Origin of the sequence: Streptomyces sp. NPDC015127, from assembly GCF_043080095.1 — a bacterium.
Lineage (GTDB): Bacteria > Actinomycetota > Actinomycetes > Streptomycetales > Streptomycetaceae > Streptomyces.
In genome coordinates this window covers 521,745-538,066 of record NZ_JBIBVE010000003.1, presented here as the reverse complement: position 1 = coordinate 538,066, position 16,322 = coordinate 521,745, and the positions used below count along the sequence as shown (strand labels likewise).

Sequence of the window (16,322 nt, the reverse complement as noted above, 5' to 3'; positions counted from 1 at the left end):
ACGCAGGTCACATGTCCGCGGCCGGTGATCTTCCGCCATGCTGGGCCCCGACACTGCCGTCAGAACCGCAAAGGGGACCCGCCATGGCCGACGCCGTGCTGTACGACGTGAGCGACGGACTTGCGACGATCACGATCAACCGGCCCGAGGCCATGAACGCCATGAACGTGGAGGCGAAGGTCGCGCTGCGGGACGCCGCGCTGGCAGCCGCCGCCGATCCCGCCGTGCGCGCGGTGCTGCTCACCGCGACGGGCAAGGCGTTCTGCGTGGGACAGGACCTCAAGGAGCACGTGGAACTGCTCGCCGGCGACCGTGAGGCGGGCCGCGGCGACGTGATGAGCACGGTGCGGGAGCACTACAACCCGATCGTCCGCGCGCTGACCGAGATGCCGAAGCCGGTCGTCGCGGGCGTCAACGGCGTGGCCGCCGGCGCGGGCCTGGGCTTCGCCCTCGCCGCGGACTTCCGGGTCGTCGCCGACACCGCGAAGTTCACCACGTCGTTCGCGGGTGTCGCGCTGACGGCGGACTCGGGTGTGTCCTGGACGCTGCCGCGGCTGATCGGCCAGAGCCGGGCGGCCGACCTGCTGCTGTTCCCGCGCTCGTTCTCCGCTCAGGAGGCGTACGACTGGGGCATCGCGAACCGGCTGGTCCCGGCGGACGAGCTGGCCGCGGAGGCCGCCGCCGTGGCCCGGGGACTGGCCGAGGGGCCGACGGTCGCGTACGCCGCGCTCAAGGAGTCGCTGGCATTCGGCGCGGGCCGTCCGCTGGGCGAGGCGCTGGACAAGGAGGAGGAGCTCCAGGCGAAGGCGGGCGCCTCCGAGGACCACGCCATCGCCGTGCAGGCGTTCCTGGCGAAGGAGAAGCCGAGGTACCTGGGGCGCTAGCGGAGGCCGCGGGCGACGCAGTCCGCGAGGTGGTCGTCGACCAGGCCGCACGCCTGCATCAGGGCATAGGCCGTCGTCGGTCCGATGAAACGCAGGCCGCGCTTCTTGAGGGCCTTGGACAGCGCGGTGGACTCGTCGCTGACGGGCGGGACGTCGGCGAGGGTCCGGGGGGCGGGGCGCAGCGCGGGATCGGGGGCGTAGGACCAGATCAGCGCGTCCAGCTCGCCGGCGGGCCAGTCGGCGAGCACCCGTGCGTTGGCCACCGTCGCCTCGATCTTGGCGCGGTTGCGGATGATCCCGGCGTCGGCGAGGAGGCGCTCCTTGTCGGCGTCGGTGAACGCCGCGACCGAGGCGATCTTGAAGCCGTCGAAGGCGCTGCGGAAGCCCTCCCGGCGGCGCAGGATCGTGATCCAGGACAGCCCGGACTGGAAGGCCTCCAGGCAGAGCCGCTCGAACAGGGCGTCGTCGCCGTGGACGGGGCGGCCCCACTCCTCGTCGTGATAGGCCACGTAGTCCTCGGCGGACAGGCCCCAGGGGCAGCGCAGCGCGCCGTCGGGGCCGGGCACGGCGCCGGTCATCGGTCCGTCTCCTCTCCCGGCATGTCGAACAGGTCACGGCGGCCCTCCGCCGTCGCCCGCGCGCCGGCCAGCGCCGACTCCAGGTCGGCGATCCGCGCGTCCCGCTCGGCGAGCTCGGCGCCGAGCCGGTCGAGCACCTCGTCGACGTCGCCCATCCGGTAGCCGCGGGGGGACACCGGCAGGCGCAGGGCGTCCAGGTCGGCGCGGCCCACCGGGCGGTGCAGCGGCAGGGGGTCGGTCAGCTGCTCGGGCGCCGCCTCGGGCAGGGCCGCGCTGTCGCCGCCGCCGACGACGAGAAGCGTGACCGCGGCGACGACCACGACCATCGCGATCAGCAAGAACCAGAACACGAGCGACCCTCTCCCCTGACGACCTGGGAACACCCCGAGCGGAAACTCTCCCGTGCCGATCGTGCCACGCGACACTGACAGTAGGGTCGCAGGGCGGACGATCTGAGGAGGAAACTGCGGATGCTGCGGCTGGGACGGCGCGAGTTCGACGCGCACGAGCCGGTGATCATGGCGATCGTGAACCGGACGCCCGACTCCTTCTACGACCAGGGCGCCACGTTCCGCGACGAGCCCGCGCTCTCCCGGGTCGAGCAGGCGGTGGCCGAAGGTGCGGCGATCATCGACATCGGCGGCGTGAAGGCCGGCCCGGGCGACGAGGTGAGTGCCGAGGAGGAGGCGCGGCGCACGGTCGGTTTCGTGGCGGAGGTCCGCCGCCGGCACCCGGACGTGGTGATCAGCGTCGACACCTGGCGGCACGACGTGGGCGAGGCGGTGTGCGAGGCGGGCGCGGACGTGCTGAACGACGCGTGGGGCGGCGTCGACCCCAAGCTGGCCGAGGTCGCCGCGCGGTACGGCGCGGGCCTGGTGTGCACGCACGCGGGCGGTGCCGAGCCCCGTACGCGCCCGCACCGGGTGACGTACGACGACGTGATGGCGGACATCCTGCGGGTCACCGTGGGGCTCGCCGAGCGGGCCGTCGAGCTGGGCGTACGCCGGGACGGGATCATGATCGATCCCGGTCACGACTTCGGGAAGAACACCCGGCACAGCCTGGAGGCCACCCGCAGGCTGGGCGAGATGACGGCGACCGGCTGGCCGGTGCTGGTGTCGCTGTCGAACAAGGACTTCGTCGGCGAGACGCTCGACAAGCCGGTCAAGGAGCGGGTGCTCGGCACGCTCGCGACGACCGCGGTGTCGGCCTGGCTCGGGGCGCAGGTGTACCGGGTGCACGAGGTGGCCGAGACCCGGCAGGTGCTGGACATGGTGGCGTCGATCGCGGGCCACCGGCCGCCGAGGGTCGCCCGGCGGGGACTGGCCTGACGGCCGCCGCCGGTGTGTGCTCCCGGGGACGTCCGGGGGCACACCGGGGGCGTACGCGCGGGTCTACCTGCCGGTCTCCTTGGTGACCATGGCGACGGCCTCCTCGACATCGTCCGTGACGTGGAAGAGCAGCAGGTCGCGCTCCGACGCCTTGCCCTGCGCGACCACCGTGTTCCGCAGCCAGTCGACCAGGCCGCCCCAGTAGGTGCTGCCGAACAGGACGATCGGGAAGCGGGTGACCTTGCGGGTCTGGACCAGGGTGAGCGCCTCGAACAGCTCGTCCAGGGTGCCGAGCCCGCCGGGCAGCACGACGAAGCCCTGCGCGTACTTCACGAACATCGTCTTGCGGACGAAGAAGTAGCGGAAGTTCACGCCGATGTCGACGTGCTGGTTGATGCCCTGCTCGAAGGGCAGCTCGATGCCGAGGCCGACGGAGATGCCCTTGGCCTCCCGCGCGCCCTTGTTGGCGGCCTCCATGGCGCCCGGCCCGCCGCCGGTGATCACGGCGAAGCCCGCGTCGACGAGGGCCCGGCCGAGCTGCACCCCGATCTCGTACTCCGGTGTGCCGGGGCGGGTGCGGGCGGAGCCGAAGACGCTGATGGCGCTGGGCAGTTCGGCGAGGGCGCCGAAGCCTTCGACGAACTCCGACTGGATGCGCATGACCCTCCAGGGGTCGGTGTGCACCCACTGGGAGTCGCCTTCGGTGTCCAGCAGCCGCTGGTCGGTGGTGGTCGGCTGGACCTGTCCCCTGCGGCGCAGTACCGGTCCCAGTCGCTGCTCCTCCAGCGCGCGCAAACCCTCGGAGTTGCTGCTCATGACCTGCTCCCTCCGCCGAACATCATTTTTCTTCGGGCCAGCGTAGGTCGGCCGACGTGACGAATGGCGAAATCAGGGCGATCCGCCAGTGTTCGATGTCGGGAAGCCCAGCCGCCCGACACGGCCACCGGCCGTGTCGGGCGGCTGGTACGGCCGCCGGTCCGGTCCTCAGGCGGTGAGCCAGTCCCGCAGTCGCTCCTCGCAGTGCGTGATCTTGTCGACGGCCACGTGCTCGTCCCGCTTGTGGGCGAAGAGCGCGTCGCCGGGGCCGTAGTTGACGGCCGGCACTCCGAGCGCGCTGAACCGTGAGACGTCCGTCCAGCCGAACTTGGGCTGCGCGGTGCCGCCCACCGCGGCCATGAACGCTGCCGCGGCGGGGTGCGAGAGGCCGGGCAGTGCGCCGCCTGTGTGGTCGTCCACCACGAATTCGCTCACTCCGCAGTCGGCGAACACCTCACGGACGTGGGCCTCGGCCTCTTCCATGCTGCGGTCGGGCGCATAGCGGTAGTTGACGACCACCGTGCAGGCGTCGGGGATGACATTGGTGGCCACACCGCCCTCGATGCCGACGGCGTTGAGACCCTCGCGGTACTCGAGCCCGTCGATCACCGGCCGGCGCGGTTCGTACGCGGCGAGGCGGGCGAGGATCGGGGCGGCGGCATGAATGGCGTTGGACCCCATCCAACTGCGGGCGGAGTGTGCGCGCTCGCCCTCCGTGCGGAGATGGACACGCAGCGTGCCCTGGCAGCCGCCCTCGACCTGGGCGTCGGAGGGCTCCAGGAGGACCGCGAAGTCGCCCGTGAGCCAGTCGGGATGGGCCTCGGCCACATGTCCCAGACCGTTGAGGTGGGCTGCGACCTCCTCGTTGTCGTAGAAGACGAACGTGAGGTCACGGTTCGGCTCGGGCACGGTGGCCGCGATGCGCAGCTGGACGGCGACGCCCGACTTCATGTCACTGGTGCCGCAGCCCCACAGGATGCCGTTCTCGTCGAGCCGCGAGGGCAGGTTTCCCGCGACCGGGACCGTGTCGATGTGCCCGGCGAGGACGACGCGCTCGGCCCGCCCCAGATGCGTACGGGCCACGATGTTGTTGCCGTGCCGGTCGACGGTGAGGTGCGGCAGGGGCCGCAGGGCCTGCTCGATGGCGTCGGCAAGGGGCTTCTCCTCGCCGCTGACCGAGCGGAAGTCGACCAGCGCGGCGGTGAGCGCCGGGCCGTCCAGGGTGAGGTCAAGCACGCTTTCTGACATGGCTCAGACCCTAACGCCACCTCCAGTACCGTGGGCGTCGTGTCCGAGACCGCCTCCTCCGTCCGGCGCGGCCGCCCTCTTCGCTTCGCGGCCGCGCTCCTCGTGCTGCTGGCTCTCATCGGCTACGTCGTCGTGCAGTACGTCACCGGCGGCGGCCCCCCGCGCTGTGTCGTGCGCACGGCGGAGGACGGCGGGAGCTCCTACGAGCTCTCGGCGGAGCAGGCGGACAACGCGGCGACCATCTCCGCGGTGGGCACCACCCGGGGCATGCCCCAGCGCGCGGTCACGATCGCGCTGGCCACCGCCCTCCAGGAGTCGGCGCTGCGCAACATCGAGCACGGCGACCGGGACTCGCTCGGCCTGTTCCAGCAGCGTCCGTCCCAGGGCTGGGGCACGCCGGAGCAGATCCTCGACCCGGTCTACGCGGCCGGCAAGTTCTACGACCACCTCGCCGAGGTGCCCGGTTACTCGCGGCTGCCGCTGACCGTGGCCGCTCAGCGCGTCCAGCGCAGCGGCTTCCCGCAGGCGTACGCGAAGCACGAGCCGGACGCCACGCTGCTGGCGGCGGCGCTCACGGGCCGGGCGGCGGCCACCTTGACCTGTGAGTCCCGGGACGGCGGGCGCGCGGGTGACCCGGCGAAGCTGCGGTCGGAGCTGGTGCGGGCCTTCGGGTCGGACGTACTGCCCCGCGGCGGTGCGGGGCGCGGGAGCCCCGGCGCGCAGGACACGACCGAGCTGGCTGTTCCGGTGCCGTCCACGGCCGAGGCGGAGCGCGCCGGGGCGCCCCGGCGGGGCTGGGAGCTGGCGCACTGGGCGGTGGCCCGTGCGGACACGCTGCGGATCTCGGAGGTCTCGTACGGGGGCCGGGTCTGGAGCGCGGCGGAGTCCGGGAAGGGCTGGCGCAAGGAGCCCGCCGGAGCGGCCGGGTCCGGCGCGGACGAGTCCTCCGGAGCGGGCACGTCGGGCGACGGCACCGCCGATCAGGGCACCGGCGACGTCCGCATTCGCCTCGCACAGTAGTCCGCCGCATCCCTCGAACGAGGCACTCCACTCACCTCGCGCAGTGGGCCCGCACGCCCTGTCGCCCCTGTTCGGGCGCTCTCCCGAAATCCCTTTGATTCCAAGGGAAGTGACGGTTCGCCAGCACACCGGAGATGCCAACGTTTGCCCGTTTTCCAGCGAAACCGATTATGCGACGCGTTACCAATTCTTTACCCGGGATCACCGCAACTTCCCCCGCCCTCCCTGCGGTTGTCAGGACGTCCGTACGCCGGACAGCACGATCACGCACCACGCACAGTCCGAACGTCCTCTCGCTTCAAGGAGCATCATGTCCCTCCCCCTGACCCGTCGGATCGCCCGTGCCGCGCTGCTCATCGCGGCGGGTGCAGCTCCCGTGGTCGGTGCGGCCGGCTCCGCAGGCGCCGTGGAACTCCCCCAGGCCCCGGTCGGCGGCCTGACGGCCCTCGACACGGACACCGTCGACAGCACGGTCGACGGTGTCTCGAAGGAGACCACCAAGGTGGCCGGCCAGGCCGGCGGCAAGTCGGTCGAGAAGGCCGCCCCCGTCGCGACCAAGACCGCCGGCAAGGCCGTCGGCAAGACCGCCAAGACGGCCACTCCGGTCGTCAAGAAGACCGCCAAGACGGCCACTCCGGTCGTCAAGAAGGCCGCCGGTGACACCACCGGTGAAGCGGGCGGCCTGGTCGGCGGCGCGACCAAGGGTGGTCTGCCGACCGACTCGCTGGGCGGTGGCGGTCTGCCCACCGGCGCGCTCGGCGGTCTGCCGCTGGGCGGCTGATCCGCCGGCCTGCTTGCCGGCAGGTCAACAGGAAGGGCCCGGGAGCCACTGCTCCCGGGCCCTTCCCGCATCCGGTGCGCCGGCCGTACCCCGGCACGGCGAGAGATCAGCCGAGACGCTTCACAGCCGCCTCGACCCGCTCGTCGGTCGCCGTGAAGGCCACGCGGACGAACCGCTCGCCCGCCTCCCCGTAGAAGTCTCCGGGCGCGACGAGGATGCCGAGGTCAGCCAGGTACCCGACGGTCTCCCAGCACGGCTCGTCACGCGTCGCCCACAGGTACAGGCTGGCCTCGCTGTGCTCGATGCGGAAGCCGTGCGCCTCCAGCGCCGCGCGCAGCGCCGTGCGGCGGGCCGCGTACCTGGCGCGCTGCTCGGCGACGTGCGCGTCGTCGCCGAGGGCGGCGACGGTCGCCGCCTGCACGGGCGCCGGGGTCATCATCCCGCCGTGCTTGCGGATCGCGAGCAGCTCGCCGTGCACGTCCGCGTCACCGGCGATGAACGCGGCACGGTACCCGGCCAGGTTGGAGCGCTTGGAGAGCGAGTGGACGGCGACGACGCCCTCGTACGTGCCGCCGCAGACGTCCGGGTGCAGCACGGACACCGGCTCGGCGTCCCAGCCGAGCTCCAGGTAGCACTCGTCGCTGAAGACCAGCACCCCGTGCTCGCGCGCCCAGGCGACGATCCGGATCAGCTCGTCCTTTGCCAGCACCTTGCCCGTCGGGTTGGACGGGGAGTTCAGCCACAGGAGCTTCAGGCCGGCCGGGTCCAGCCGCGTCGGGTCGTCGTAGACGACGGGCTCGGCGCCGCACAGGCGCGCACCCACCTCGTACGTCGGGTAGGCGAGCCGCGGGTAGGCGACCCTGTCCCCCGCGCCGAGGCCCAGCTGCGTGGGCAGCCAGGCCACCAGCTCCTTGGAGCCGACGACGGGCAGGACGTTGGTGTGGGCGACGTTCACCGCGCCGAGGCGGCGCTCCACCCAGCCCACCAGCGCGTCCCGCAGCGCGACCGTGCCCCACACCGTCGGGTAGCCCGGCGAGTCGGCGGCGGCCACGAGGGCCTTCTGGATCAGCGGGGGCACCGGGTCGACGGGCGTGCCGACGGACAGGTCGACGATCCCGTCGGGGTGGGCCGCTGCCGTCGCCTTGTACGGCTCGAGCTTGTCCCAGGGGAAGACGGGGAGGCGCGAAGAGACTGAGGCCACGGCGGCGCTCGCTTTCTGATACGTGGGCGTCAAACGCCTCGGTCCCGTACGGACGACGAGCCGTACGGGACCGGAGGATGCGGACCGGAGCTGCCGTCCCGCGGCGGATCAGCGGCTCAGCGGCCGATCCGCCTGCGGAAGGCGGATCGGTCCGGCGGCTGATCAGCCGTTCTGCGGGGGCAGCGCGGCGATGAAGGGGTGGTCGCGCTCGATCAGACCGAGCTTGGAGGCACCACCGGGCGAACCGAGCTCGTCGAAGAACTCGACGTTCGCCTTGTAGTAGTCCTTCCACTCCTCCGGGGTGTCGTCCTCGTAGAAGATGGCCTCCACGGGGCAGACAGGCTCACAAGCACCGCAGTCGACGCATTCGTCCGGGTGGATGTACAAGGACCGGGAGCCCTCGTAGATGCAGTCGACGGGGCACTCCTCGATGCACGCCTTGTCCTTGACGTCGACACAAGGCTGCGCGATGACGTAGGTCACGCTGTCGTTCCTCCTCGGTAAGGGCTGGCTTGCGCGGGAGCGCGGCGTCGTCGATGCCCGCCCCTAGTATCTCCGTTCTTGGCAACGATCCGAACAGGAGGGGCTCACAGAGCTGTGGAATTCACTGCCGGCGGACGACTCGAGGTCCGTATTACACCTGATGACGTGGGCAAGCGAGTTTCCGTCCGGACCCTGGACGCGACCGGCGCCCCGGGACACAAGTTCACCGACACGGTCGGTGTTCTCACATCATGGACCAGCGGTGTGCTGGTGATCACACGGCGAACCGGCGAAACCGTCCATATCCCGGAATCCTCGCTGGTCGCGGGCAAGGTCGTGCCCGCGGCGCCGGCACGTCGGCGGGGTCCGGCGGCCGGCTTCGAGGAGCTCGCGCGGGTGATGGCGAGGGCCTGGCAGCCGGTGGAGAGCGAGCGGCTCGGCGACTGGGAGCTGCGGGCGTCCTCGGGCTTTACCCGGCGCGCCAATTCGGTGCTGCCGCTCGGCGACCCCGGCCTCGGGCTCGACGCGGCGCTGGAGCGGGTGCGGGACTGGTACGCGCGGCGCGGACTCCCGGCGTACGTGCAGGCCGCGACGGGCGCCGCGGGCACGCAGGAGCAGCTGTGCGCGCAGCTGGAGGCGCGCGGCTGGCGGCGTGAGGTGTCGGCACAGGTGCAGATCGGCGGCCTCGCCCCGGTCGGCGACCTGGACGCGGACGTCACGCGCGTGGCGCTGGCGCGCACCGTCGACGCGGCGTGGCTGCGTCGCTACCAGCGGACGGGTGTGCCGGGACCCCATGTGCTGAAGGTCCTGGGCAGCGGGCCTTCGGTGTGGTTCGCCTCCATACCCGGCGCCGGAGAGGTACCCGCGGCGATCGGCCGGTGTGTGGTCGACGGACGCTGGGCGGGATTCATGGCGGTGGAGGTCGACCCCGAGTACCGGCGTCAGGGTCTGGCCGGCGCGATCATGGCCGCGCTGGCCCGCCGGGCGCTGGAGGAGGGCGCGTCGGCGGCATGGCTGCAGGTGGAGGCGGACAACGAGGCGGCCCTCGCGCTGTATGCGGGCATGGGCTTCGCGACCCACCACCACTACCACCACTTCCGAGCGGCGTAGACGGGTACGAGAGGCGTATGCAGCACGATTCCCGGCGGCAGGCGTGGCGGGACCGGTTCGCCGAGGAGGCCCGCGCCGAACGTCCCGACCTGGCCCTGCTGTGCCTGCTCGTCGGCACGCAGGCGGACCCCGCGCTGGACGAGGCGGGCATCGACGAGGCCCAGATCGAGCTGGACCGCCTCGCGGGGATGCTGCCGTACGGGCTCGCCACACCCCACGCGTGGGCGCGGGCCCTGGCGGACCTGCTCGGCGGCCGCGAGGGCTTCCACGGCAGCCCGGCGGACTACGAGAACCTGGAGTCCTCGCTGCTGCACGAGGTGCTGCGCCGCCGCCGGGGCCTGCCGATCCTGCTCTCGGTCGTCTGGACCGAGGTCGCCCGCCGGGCGGGCGGGCACGTGTACGGGGTGGCCCTGCCCGGCCACTTCGTGGTCGGCTTCGGCGACACGGACGCGCAGGTCCTGGCGGACCCGTTCGCCGCCGGCCGGGTGCTGACCGCGCAGGACACGGAACTCCTCGTCGCGAGTACGACGGGGGCGCCGCTGAACCCGTCGATGCTGACGCCCGCGGACCCGCTCGCGGTGGTCTCGCGCGTCCTGAACAACATCCGCGCCTGGGCGGCGCCCCGCCCGGAGCGTTCGGACGTCGCCCTGTGGGCGCTCGACCTGCTCCTCCTGCTCCCCGCCCACCCGGCCAGGCTGCGCTACGAGCGGGCCCAACTCCTCGTGCAGCGCGGCGAGTTCACCCGGGGGGCGGCGGAGATGGAGGCGTACGCGGACGTGGTCTCGGCGGTCGAGCCCGAGGCCGCGGAGGCGATCAGGAGCCGGGCGCGGGCGGCCCGGGCGATGCTGAACTGACCGGGGCGGACCCGGCGGACCCGGTGCACCGTCCCGGTCCGGCCCAGGTGAACGCCGCGCCGCTCCGCGACCGGCCCGGCCGTGGTCGGCCGGGCCGGTCGCGGAGCGGGGAGTGCGGTCAGAGGGAGTTCTTGAAGAGGAGCAGGTTGGGGGTGCCCGCGCGGTTGTTCTTGATCACGCCCTTGGTGGCGTTGGTGGTGATCCAGCTGTTCACCGTGGCGGAGGCCGCGTCGCCCCTGGCGCCCTTGTAGAGCGCTCCGACGCCCGCCACGTGCGGGCTGGCCATCGAGGTGCCACTGATCGTGTTGGTGCCGCCGAGGAGCCATGCGGAGGTGATGCCCACACCGGGTGCGTAGGTCTCGACGCAGGAGCCGTGGTTGGTGAAGGAGGCCGCGGTGTCCGTCTTGTCGGAGGCGGCGACCGTCATCACGCCGGAGGCGCTGGCCGGCGAGGTCTTGCAGGCGTCCTCGCTCTCGTTGCCGGCCGCGACGGCGAGGAAGACGCCGGAGTTGTTGAGGTTGGTGGCGGCGCTGTTGACGGTGGCGGAGAAGCCGCCGCCGAGGGACATGTTGGCGACGGCCGGCTTGACCGCGTGCGTGCGGACCCAGTCCATGCCCTCGATCACGTCGGCGTTGGTGCCGATGCCGGCGCAGTTGAGGACGCGTACGCCGCGCAGCTTGACGCCCTTGGCCACGCCGTAGGCGGAGCCGCCGATGGTGCCGGCGACGTGGGTGCCGTGGCCGTTGCAGTCCAGGCCGATGCCGTCGAGGGTGGCGTCGTAGGCGATCGCCGCCCGGTTGCCGAAGTCGGGGTGGTTGGGGTCGATGCCGGTGTCGATGATGTACGCCGTCACGTTGGAGGCGGTGGTGGTGTAGCCGTACGTGGTCGACAGCGGCAGAGCGCGCTGGTCGATCCGGTCCAGGCCCCAGGTGGCGTCGGCCTGTGTGGCGCCGGCGCGGACCAGCTGGTTCTCCTCGATGCGGACCACGGCCGGGTTGCGGCGCAGGGCGCTCAGCTGACCGGCGGTGAGCTCGGCCGCGAAACCGTCGATGACGGCGTCGTACGTGTGCCTCGTACGCAGCCCCGCGAGGCGGGCCAGGCTGCCGGCGTCCGTACCGGTCCTGAGGGTGACGATGTACTGGCCGGGTACTGCCTGTCCGGTGGCCCGGATCACCTCGACCAGGTGGCTGTCCGGTGTGGCCGCGTCCGCGGTGGCGGGAAGAGCGGCCACGGCGAGGGGCATCGCCATCAGGGCGGCGGAAATACGTAGGTTGCGTATTTTCACAGGTGCCTGTCCTCCTTGTCGACGCCCGCTGAGGGGTCGCCACAGCGGGCGGTCCGCGTGGGGGGCGACAGGAACGTATGAGCACCGAATGCCTGTGGCAATGGAGATGTCATGCGTTTCGTGTGTCGGTCTTGGGTGTGGTGACACGAGCCGCCGCCGAAGCCCTGGGGCTCCGGCGGCGGCCGCGGGTCAAACGGGGGTCGCCGGACCGCAGATCACGGGATCACGGGATGACGGGATGACGGGATCACGGGCAGCTGATGGGGGTGTCGCCCGAATCCGTGGTGCAGGTGTCGGAGTCGGGGCCGCCGTTGGCCGTGTCGTTGCCGGACACCCCGTCGACGGTGTTGAGCCGGTCGTTGCCGTACGAGCCGTTCAGGGTGTCGCTGCCCGAGCCGCCGTACAGGATGTCGTTGCCGTAACCGCCGTCGACGTTGTCGTTGCCGACGTCGCCGCGGCCGCCGGTCCCGCGTCGAGCGGGGAGCGGGGAGCGGGCGTGCCACAGCCTCCCGCCCGATATACGACGCACCGGCCGCGGCCGGGCCGTACTGCGCTCACCGGGCGCCGGGATCCACCCCGCGGGTGATGTCGCGCCACACGCGACAAAGCCCCCGCCCGGACTCGGGCAGGGGCTTTGACCAGCGAGTTCGCTACAGGCGCGTCAGCTGGGGTTGAGCTCGATCGTCTGCGTGCGTTCGGCCGGGGTCTTGCCGAGGAGCGCCTTCTGCATCGCGGACGCGACGTCGTCGGCGGACACCTCGTGCTGCTTGCCGTCGCCCTTGGTGATCATGATGCCGTCGAAGACACCGTCCAGCAGCTGCTCGATGGCCCGCTTGTCGTAGACCTCGACCAGCCGTCCGTCGATCGGCTTCATGGACAGGATCTTCGGCAGGGACTTCGCCGGACCGAACTGGATCGACTTGCCCCCCGCCTTGATCGTGATCAGGTCCGACATCGCCGGCTGGGCGAACTCCTTCATCGCCCGGTCCAGCTCCGTCTGCGTGATCGTCGGCTCGCGGGTGGCGACGGGCAGTTCCACGAGGTTCGGCTTGCCCGTCTCGACCTGGGCGCGGTACGCGTCCTTGACCGAGATCATCGAGCGGGCGACGTCCAGGGTCTGGCCCGCCTTGCCCGGTACGGCGACCGCCTTGCCCGGCTCGAAACGGATCGTGCCGTCGGTGGCCGAGCCGGACGTGCCGGCCAGGTCCGCCAGCGCCACGCTCAGCTTCTCCTCGTCGACGAGGATCACCGGCTGGGCGACGCGCTCGCCGCCGAAGAGGGAGCCGATCACCGACACCGGGTTGTAGTCGCTGCCCGCGGCGCCGCGCACGGTCGCCTGGCTGTCCAGGGACAGGCCGGCCTTGTCCGGGGCCAGCTCCGCCTTCTTGCCGCCGACCGAGAGCTGGAGCGGCGTCCTGGCCCGCTCACCGAGCGCCGCGTCGAGCTTCTTGACGGCGTCGTCCTTGGTGCCGCCGCCGATGTCGACCCCGAGGACCGTGGTGCTCTTGGGCACGTCGGAGTGGTTGAGCAGCAGACCGGCGGCGTACGCGATGCCGAGCAGGCCGGCCACGCCGGCGCCCACGAGCACCAGTTTGGAGCGGCCCTTCTTCGCGGGCGCGGGCCGGGGCGCGGGCCGCGGCTCCGCGGCGGCGACGGGTCCCGCCGGGCCGGCCGGGCCGCCGCCGGGGCCGGCCGGGAACTCCGGTGAGGAGAACTCGTCCTCCGGACCGTGGGACAGGCCGGTGACGGGTCCGCCCAGCGTCGGGAACGGGGAGCGGTGCTCCTCGGGTACGACGGGGATGCCGCTGGTCAGCGTGTCACCGGACACGTGGCCGCCGACCGGTTCGGGGGCGGGTTTCTGCGGGGTGAGCACCGCGGTGTCGTCGGAGATCCAGGGTCCGCCGCCGGGGCCGGTGGGCATGCCGCCCGGCGTCATGGTGCCGGTGGCGGGTCCGGACGTCGGGCCCGCGGGGCCGGAGAGACCGGGTCCGCCCGGAGGGCGTACGCCCAGCGGAGGCGTGTTGCGGCTGGGAGCGAAGCTGTTGCCGCCCTGGCCGGGCCCGCCGGGCGCGGCGCCACCTGGGCCGCCGGGGCCGCCCGGGGCGGGCGCGCCGCCGGGGCCACCCTGGCCGGGCACGCCGCCGGGACCACCTTGGCCGGGCACGCCGCCGGGGCCCGGCCGCGGGCCGTCGGGGAAGTACGGGGTGCCCACGCCGGGAGGCGCGCCGTTGCCGCCGCGCGGGCGCGTGGGCAGGCCGGGCGTACCGGCGTCCTCGGCGAGTGCCGCCAGTCCCGACCTGCGGGGTGCGCCGTCGTCCGGGCCGGGCCCGGAGGGCCCGCCGCTCGCGGGACCGGCGCCGCCCGCAGGACCCGAGCCGTTCGCCGGCCCCGGGCCGCCGCTCTGCGGCGACGGCGACGGCGGCGCGGACTTGCGCGGCGCGAACCAGTCGCTCGCCGCCGGCTTGTCCTCGGCTGCCGGTGCCGGGGTCTCGGCCGTCTCCTGCGGCCCCGCGGGCCGCGGGATGCTCCCGGTGCGCTCGCCCTGGCGCTCGCCCGCGGCGGAGTCGGCGTCGGCCGCCGACCCGTTCCGCTCGGCGGCGTCGGTGTCGCTCATCGGCGTGCGCATCACGACGGGCGGGATCGGCCGCGAACCCGGGATGTTGATCCGGATCCGCGTCGTCAGCGTCGTCTCGGTCTTCTTCTCCTCCGGCTGCCGCGGGGAAGCGGCACCGGCGCCCTCGTCCGGAGCGTCCTGCGTCGGATGCAGCGACGGATACTGGCGGGATCCGTACGGCGGTGTTCCCGAGGGGTACGCGGCTCCACCGCGCCCCTGGGGGCCGGAGGACGAACTGTCAGTTTCACGACTCAAAGCAGGTTCTCCCGGTTGGCTCCGCCGCCCGTTCTTACTGGATAGCTACTGCTGCGGGCGGCTCGGCGGCGCGCACCACCATACTGGCCGCGGCCGACGCACACCCCGGGACTGCGGGAAGCGGCCCCTTGCCGTCCTGCGGCGGGCCATACGGGCATGGCCAGTTCAGGGGCTTCCCGGCCCGTCGGTCGACCCACCTTAGGGGTCCGCCGAACCGGCTGCGTGCTGGGGGTACGGACCGCGGCTAGCCGCCAAGTCCCCCCGGCCCGCCGCCCGGTCGCGGCAGCCGCGACATGGTGGCACAGATCACAGCGGACGCCATGCCGCCGAGCATGTAGACGAGCGGCCCGATCCCGGAGGCGAACATGGCGTCGCCCTCGGGGCGTCCGACGCTGAGCACGACGATGGCCAGCAGCCAGCCGGTGGCGGCCGCGGCCACCCCGAGCTGGCCCCCGGTCACGCGCAGGGCGCCGTAGAACAGCGCGGCAGTGGCGGCCAGCGCGAGCACCAACCCGCCCGGCATCAAGGCGCCTTGGACCAGCGAGCCCGCGATGCCGACGACCGCGCCGAGGAGGGCGAGCCCGAGGTGCGCGAGGGCGCGGCCGGGCCGCGGGGGCCGGGCCGGGAAGATGCCGGTGACGGCGTCGCCCCGGCCGGGCGTTCCGCCCTTTCCGGTCGTTCCGCTCATGCGGTCACCCCCGAAGTTCCCTCAGGATCCTCACCTCGTGAGACCTTCCCAAATGCCGCGATTCCCGCAGGCCCTGCCTCGGGCTCCTCGATCTCCTCGATCCCGGCGAAGAGGTCGCGCTCGCGCTCGCCGGCCGGGGCGCCCGGGGTGCCGGTGACCAACTGGTAGTACTCGGTGGCGAACAGCGGCTGCCCCAGGTCGTTGGAGAGCGCGAAGAACGGGCCGTCCACGGCGATCTGGGTGGCGTGCGCGCGCATCGCGGCCGCCTTGCGCTCCGCGTACGCGGTGCCGTCGATCTCGGAGGTGATGTCGGAGTCGTCCACCACGCCCGGGATGTCGCCGATCTCGGCGACGCCGGGGAAGCCCGTCCCCGCGGCACGCAGCCGGGCGAAGCCCTCCTCGGCGGCCGATCGCGGGACCCGGTTCCAGTAGATCTTGGCGATGGCGTGCGGGGCGCCGAGGTCGCGCCGGTAGGCGGGCTCGGCCGCCAGCTCGGCGGCGCGCATCGCGACGCGATGGGCCTGGATGTGGTCGGGGTGACCGTATCCCCCGTCGGGGTCGTACGTGATCATCACCTGGGGGCGTACGGAGCGGATGATCTCAACGAGGTGAACGGCGGCCTCGTCCACCTCGGTGTTCCAGAAGGCGCCCTCGCGGTGGTTCTGCTCGACGCCCATCATCCCCGAGTCGCGGAACCGGCCCGCCCCGCCAAGGAAGCGGTGGTCGGTGACGCCCAGCTCCTTCATCGCGGCGGCCAGTTCGCCCACGCGATAGGGGCCCAGCCGGTCCTCCCGGTCGGGCGCGAGATGGGCGAGATCGGCCGGAATGACCTCACCCTCCTCGCCGAGGGTGCAGGTCACGAGGGTGACCTGGGCGCCGGAGGCCGCGTACCGGGCCATCGTGGCGCCGTTGTTGATCGACTCGTCGTCCGGGTGCGCGTGCACCAGGAGCAGACGACGGGCGGGAACATCCTTCATACCGGACAGACTAGGGGGTGTCTCGCGGATCAGGCCGGATCAGTGAGCGGCGTCCTGCGGCCCCGGATCCAAGGCGGAGGTGGGGGTACCTCCCACGCCGGAGGCGTAGGGGGAGGAGACAATGGCGGAGCCATGGCGACCGACGACAACGCGGGAGACGGGGTCGCAGGGCGTCGCGAGCCCGGCAAGATCGGCGA

Annotated in this window: 17 protein-coding genes; 6 read left to right on the top strand and 11 right to left on the bottom strand. The window is 72.7% G+C overall.

Annotation, left to right across the window (positions count from 1 at the left end; translation table 11 throughout):
- Positions 1-83: 83 nt before the first annotated feature.
- Entirely contained in the window at positions 84-884 is an 801-nt protein-coding gene (locus tag ACF08N_RS08705; RefSeq protein WP_392323850.1) for an enoyl-CoA hydratase/isomerase family protein, read from the top strand.
- On the opposite strand, the gene ACF08N_RS08700 is transcribed toward ACF08N_RS08705, so the two are convergent.
- Together ACF08N_RS08700 and ACF08N_RS08695 are read right to left on the bottom strand one after the other, a co-directional pair.
- On the bottom strand, positions 881-1,462 hold the full coding sequence (locus tag ACF08N_RS08700; protein ID WP_392323849.1) for a DNA-3-methyladenine glycosylase I: 582 nt from the start codon (positions 1,460-1,462) through the stop codon (positions 881-883). The genes ACF08N_RS08705 and ACF08N_RS08700 overlap by 4 nt on opposite strands.
- Positions 1,459-1,812: a DivIVA domain-containing protein gene (locus ACF08N_RS08695; RefSeq protein WP_392323848.1), complete on the bottom strand. Its 354-nt coding sequence runs from the start codon at positions 1,810-1,812 to the stop codon at positions 1,459-1,461. The genes ACF08N_RS08700 and ACF08N_RS08695 overlap by 4 nt, the downstream gene beginning before the upstream one ends.
- A gap of 120 nt (positions 1,813-1,932) precedes the next feature.
- Between ACF08N_RS08695 and folP the strand changes: the two genes are divergently transcribed.
- Entirely contained in the window at positions 1,933-2,793 is an 861-nt protein-coding gene (folP, locus tag ACF08N_RS08690; protein WP_392323847.1) for a dihydropteroate synthase, read from the top strand.
- A gap of 63 nt (positions 2,794-2,856) precedes the next feature.
- On the opposite strand, the gene ACF08N_RS08685 is transcribed toward folP, so the two are convergent.
- Entirely contained in the window at positions 2,857-3,609 is a 753-nt protein-coding gene (locus tag ACF08N_RS08685; protein ID WP_392323846.1) for a TIGR00730 family Rossman fold protein, read from the bottom strand.
- A 168-nt stretch (positions 3,610-3,777) separates the two neighbouring features.
- A complete protein-coding gene (gene dapE, locus ACF08N_RS08680; protein ID WP_392323845.1) occupies positions 3,778-4,857 on the bottom strand; it encodes a succinyl-diaminopimelate desuccinylase in 1,080 nt (359 codons plus the stop codon).
- 30 nt (positions 4,858-4,887) lie between these two features.
- On the opposite strand from dapE, the gene ACF08N_RS08675 reads away from it, so the two are divergent.
- Both ACF08N_RS08675 and ACF08N_RS08670 read left to right on the top strand, forming a co-directional pair.
- Positions 4,888-5,877, top strand: coding sequence for a hypothetical protein (locus tag ACF08N_RS08675; RefSeq protein WP_392323844.1), 990 nt, complete (start codon positions 4,888-4,890; stop codon positions 5,875-5,877).
- Positions 5,878-6,187: 310 nt separating this feature from the next.
- Positions 6,188-6,658: an ATP-binding protein gene (locus tag ACF08N_RS08670; RefSeq protein WP_392323843.1), complete on the top strand. Its 471-nt coding sequence runs from the start codon at positions 6,188-6,190 to the stop codon at positions 6,656-6,658.
- A gap of 106 nt (positions 6,659-6,764) precedes the next feature.
- Here the strand turns inward: ACF08N_RS08670 and dapC are convergent, their stop codons facing one another.
- Both dapC and fdxA read right to left on the bottom strand, forming a co-directional pair.
- Positions 6,765-7,859 (bottom strand): succinyldiaminopimelate transaminase, encoded by a 1,095-nt coding sequence (gene dapC, locus ACF08N_RS08665; protein WP_392323842.1) that lies wholly within the window; start codon positions 7,857-7,859, stop codon positions 6,765-6,767.
- A gap of 162 nt (positions 7,860-8,021) precedes the next feature.
- Positions 8,022-8,342 carry a ferredoxin gene (fdxA, locus tag ACF08N_RS08660; RefSeq protein ID WP_003985062.1) on the bottom strand — a complete coding sequence of 107 codons (321 nt, stop codon included), beginning with the start codon at positions 8,340-8,342 and terminating at the stop codon, positions 8,022-8,024.
- A gap of 114 nt (positions 8,343-8,456) precedes the next feature.
- On the opposite strand from fdxA, the gene ACF08N_RS08655 reads away from it, so the two are divergent.
- Positions 8,457-9,452 (top strand): GNAT family N-acetyltransferase, encoded by a 996-nt coding sequence (locus ACF08N_RS08655; RefSeq protein ID WP_392323841.1) that lies wholly within the window; start codon positions 8,457-8,459, stop codon positions 9,450-9,452.
- Between the two features lie 17 nt (positions 9,453-9,469).
- Positions 9,470-10,306 carry a transglutaminase-like domain-containing protein gene (locus ACF08N_RS08650; RefSeq protein WP_392323840.1) on the top strand — a complete coding sequence of 279 codons (837 nt, stop codon included), beginning with the start codon at positions 9,470-9,472 and terminating at the stop codon, positions 10,304-10,306.
- A 118-nt stretch (positions 10,307-10,424) separates the two neighbouring features.
- Here the strand turns inward: ACF08N_RS08650 and ACF08N_RS08645 are convergent, their stop codons facing one another.
- The 5 genes from ACF08N_RS08645 to mshB form a co-directional block, all read right to left on the bottom strand.
- A complete protein-coding gene (locus ACF08N_RS08645) occupies positions 10,425-11,585 on the bottom strand; it encodes a S8 family peptidase (RefSeq protein ID WP_392323923.1) in 1,161 nt (386 codons plus the stop codon).
- A gap of 253 nt (positions 11,586-11,838) precedes the next feature.
- Positions 11,839-12,120 carry a hypothetical protein gene (locus ACF08N_RS08640; RefSeq protein WP_392323839.1) on the bottom strand — a complete coding sequence of 94 codons (282 nt, stop codon included), beginning with the start codon at positions 12,118-12,120 and terminating at the stop codon, positions 11,839-11,841.
- Between the two features lie 132 nt (positions 12,121-12,252).
- Positions 12,253-14,460, bottom strand: coding sequence for a hypothetical protein (locus ACF08N_RS08635; protein ID WP_392323838.1), 2,208 nt, complete (start codon positions 14,458-14,460; stop codon positions 12,253-12,255).
- Between the two features lie 244 nt (positions 14,461-14,704).
- Positions 14,705-15,148 (bottom strand): DUF6113 family protein, encoded by a 444-nt coding sequence (locus tag ACF08N_RS08630; RefSeq protein ID WP_392323837.1) that lies wholly within the window; start codon positions 15,146-15,148, stop codon positions 14,705-14,707.
- Positions 15,145-16,125 carry an N-acetyl-1-D-myo-inositol-2-amino-2-deoxy-alpha-D-glucopyranoside deacetylase gene (gene mshB, locus ACF08N_RS08625; RefSeq protein ID WP_392323836.1) on the bottom strand — a complete coding sequence of 327 codons (981 nt, stop codon included), beginning with the start codon at positions 16,123-16,125 and terminating at the stop codon, positions 15,145-15,147. The genes ACF08N_RS08630 and mshB overlap by 4 nt, the downstream gene beginning before the upstream one ends.
- Between the last annotated feature and the right edge of the window lie 197 nt (positions 16,126-16,322).

Bases quoted from the DNA above. Each gene is read 5' to 3' on its own strand.
- ACF08N_RS08705 (WP_392323850.1), top strand. From the start codon at position 84: ATGGCCGACGCCGTGCTGTACGACGTGAGCGACGGACTTGCGACGATC.
- ACF08N_RS08700 (WP_392323849.1), bottom strand. From the start codon at position 1,462: ATGACCGGCGCCGTGCCCGGCCCCGACGGCGCGCTGCGCTGCCCCTGG.
- folP (WP_392323847.1), top strand. From the start codon at position 1,933: ATGCTGCGGCTGGGACGGCGCGAGTTCGACGCGCACGAGCCGGTGATC.
- ACF08N_RS08685 (WP_392323846.1), bottom strand. From the start codon at position 3,609: ATGAGCAGCAACTCCGAGGGTTTGCGCGCGCTGGAGGAGCAGCGACTG.
- dapE (WP_392323845.1), bottom strand. From the start codon at position 4,857: ATGTCAGAAAGCGTGCTTGACCTCACCCTGGACGGCCCGGCGCTCACC.
- ACF08N_RS08670 (WP_392323843.1), top strand. From the start codon at position 6,188: ATGTCCCTCCCCCTGACCCGTCGGATCGCCCGTGCCGCGCTGCTCATC.
- ACF08N_RS08650 (WP_392323840.1), top strand. From the start codon at position 9,470: ATGCAGCACGATTCCCGGCGGCAGGCGTGGCGGGACCGGTTCGCCGAG.
- ACF08N_RS08630 (WP_392323837.1), bottom strand. From the start codon at position 15,148: ATGAGCGGAACGACCGGAAAGGGCGGAACGCCCGGCCGGGGCGACGCC.
- mshB (WP_392323836.1), bottom strand. From the start codon at position 16,125: ATGAAGGATGTTCCCGCCCGTCGTCTGCTCCTGGTGCACGCGCACCCG.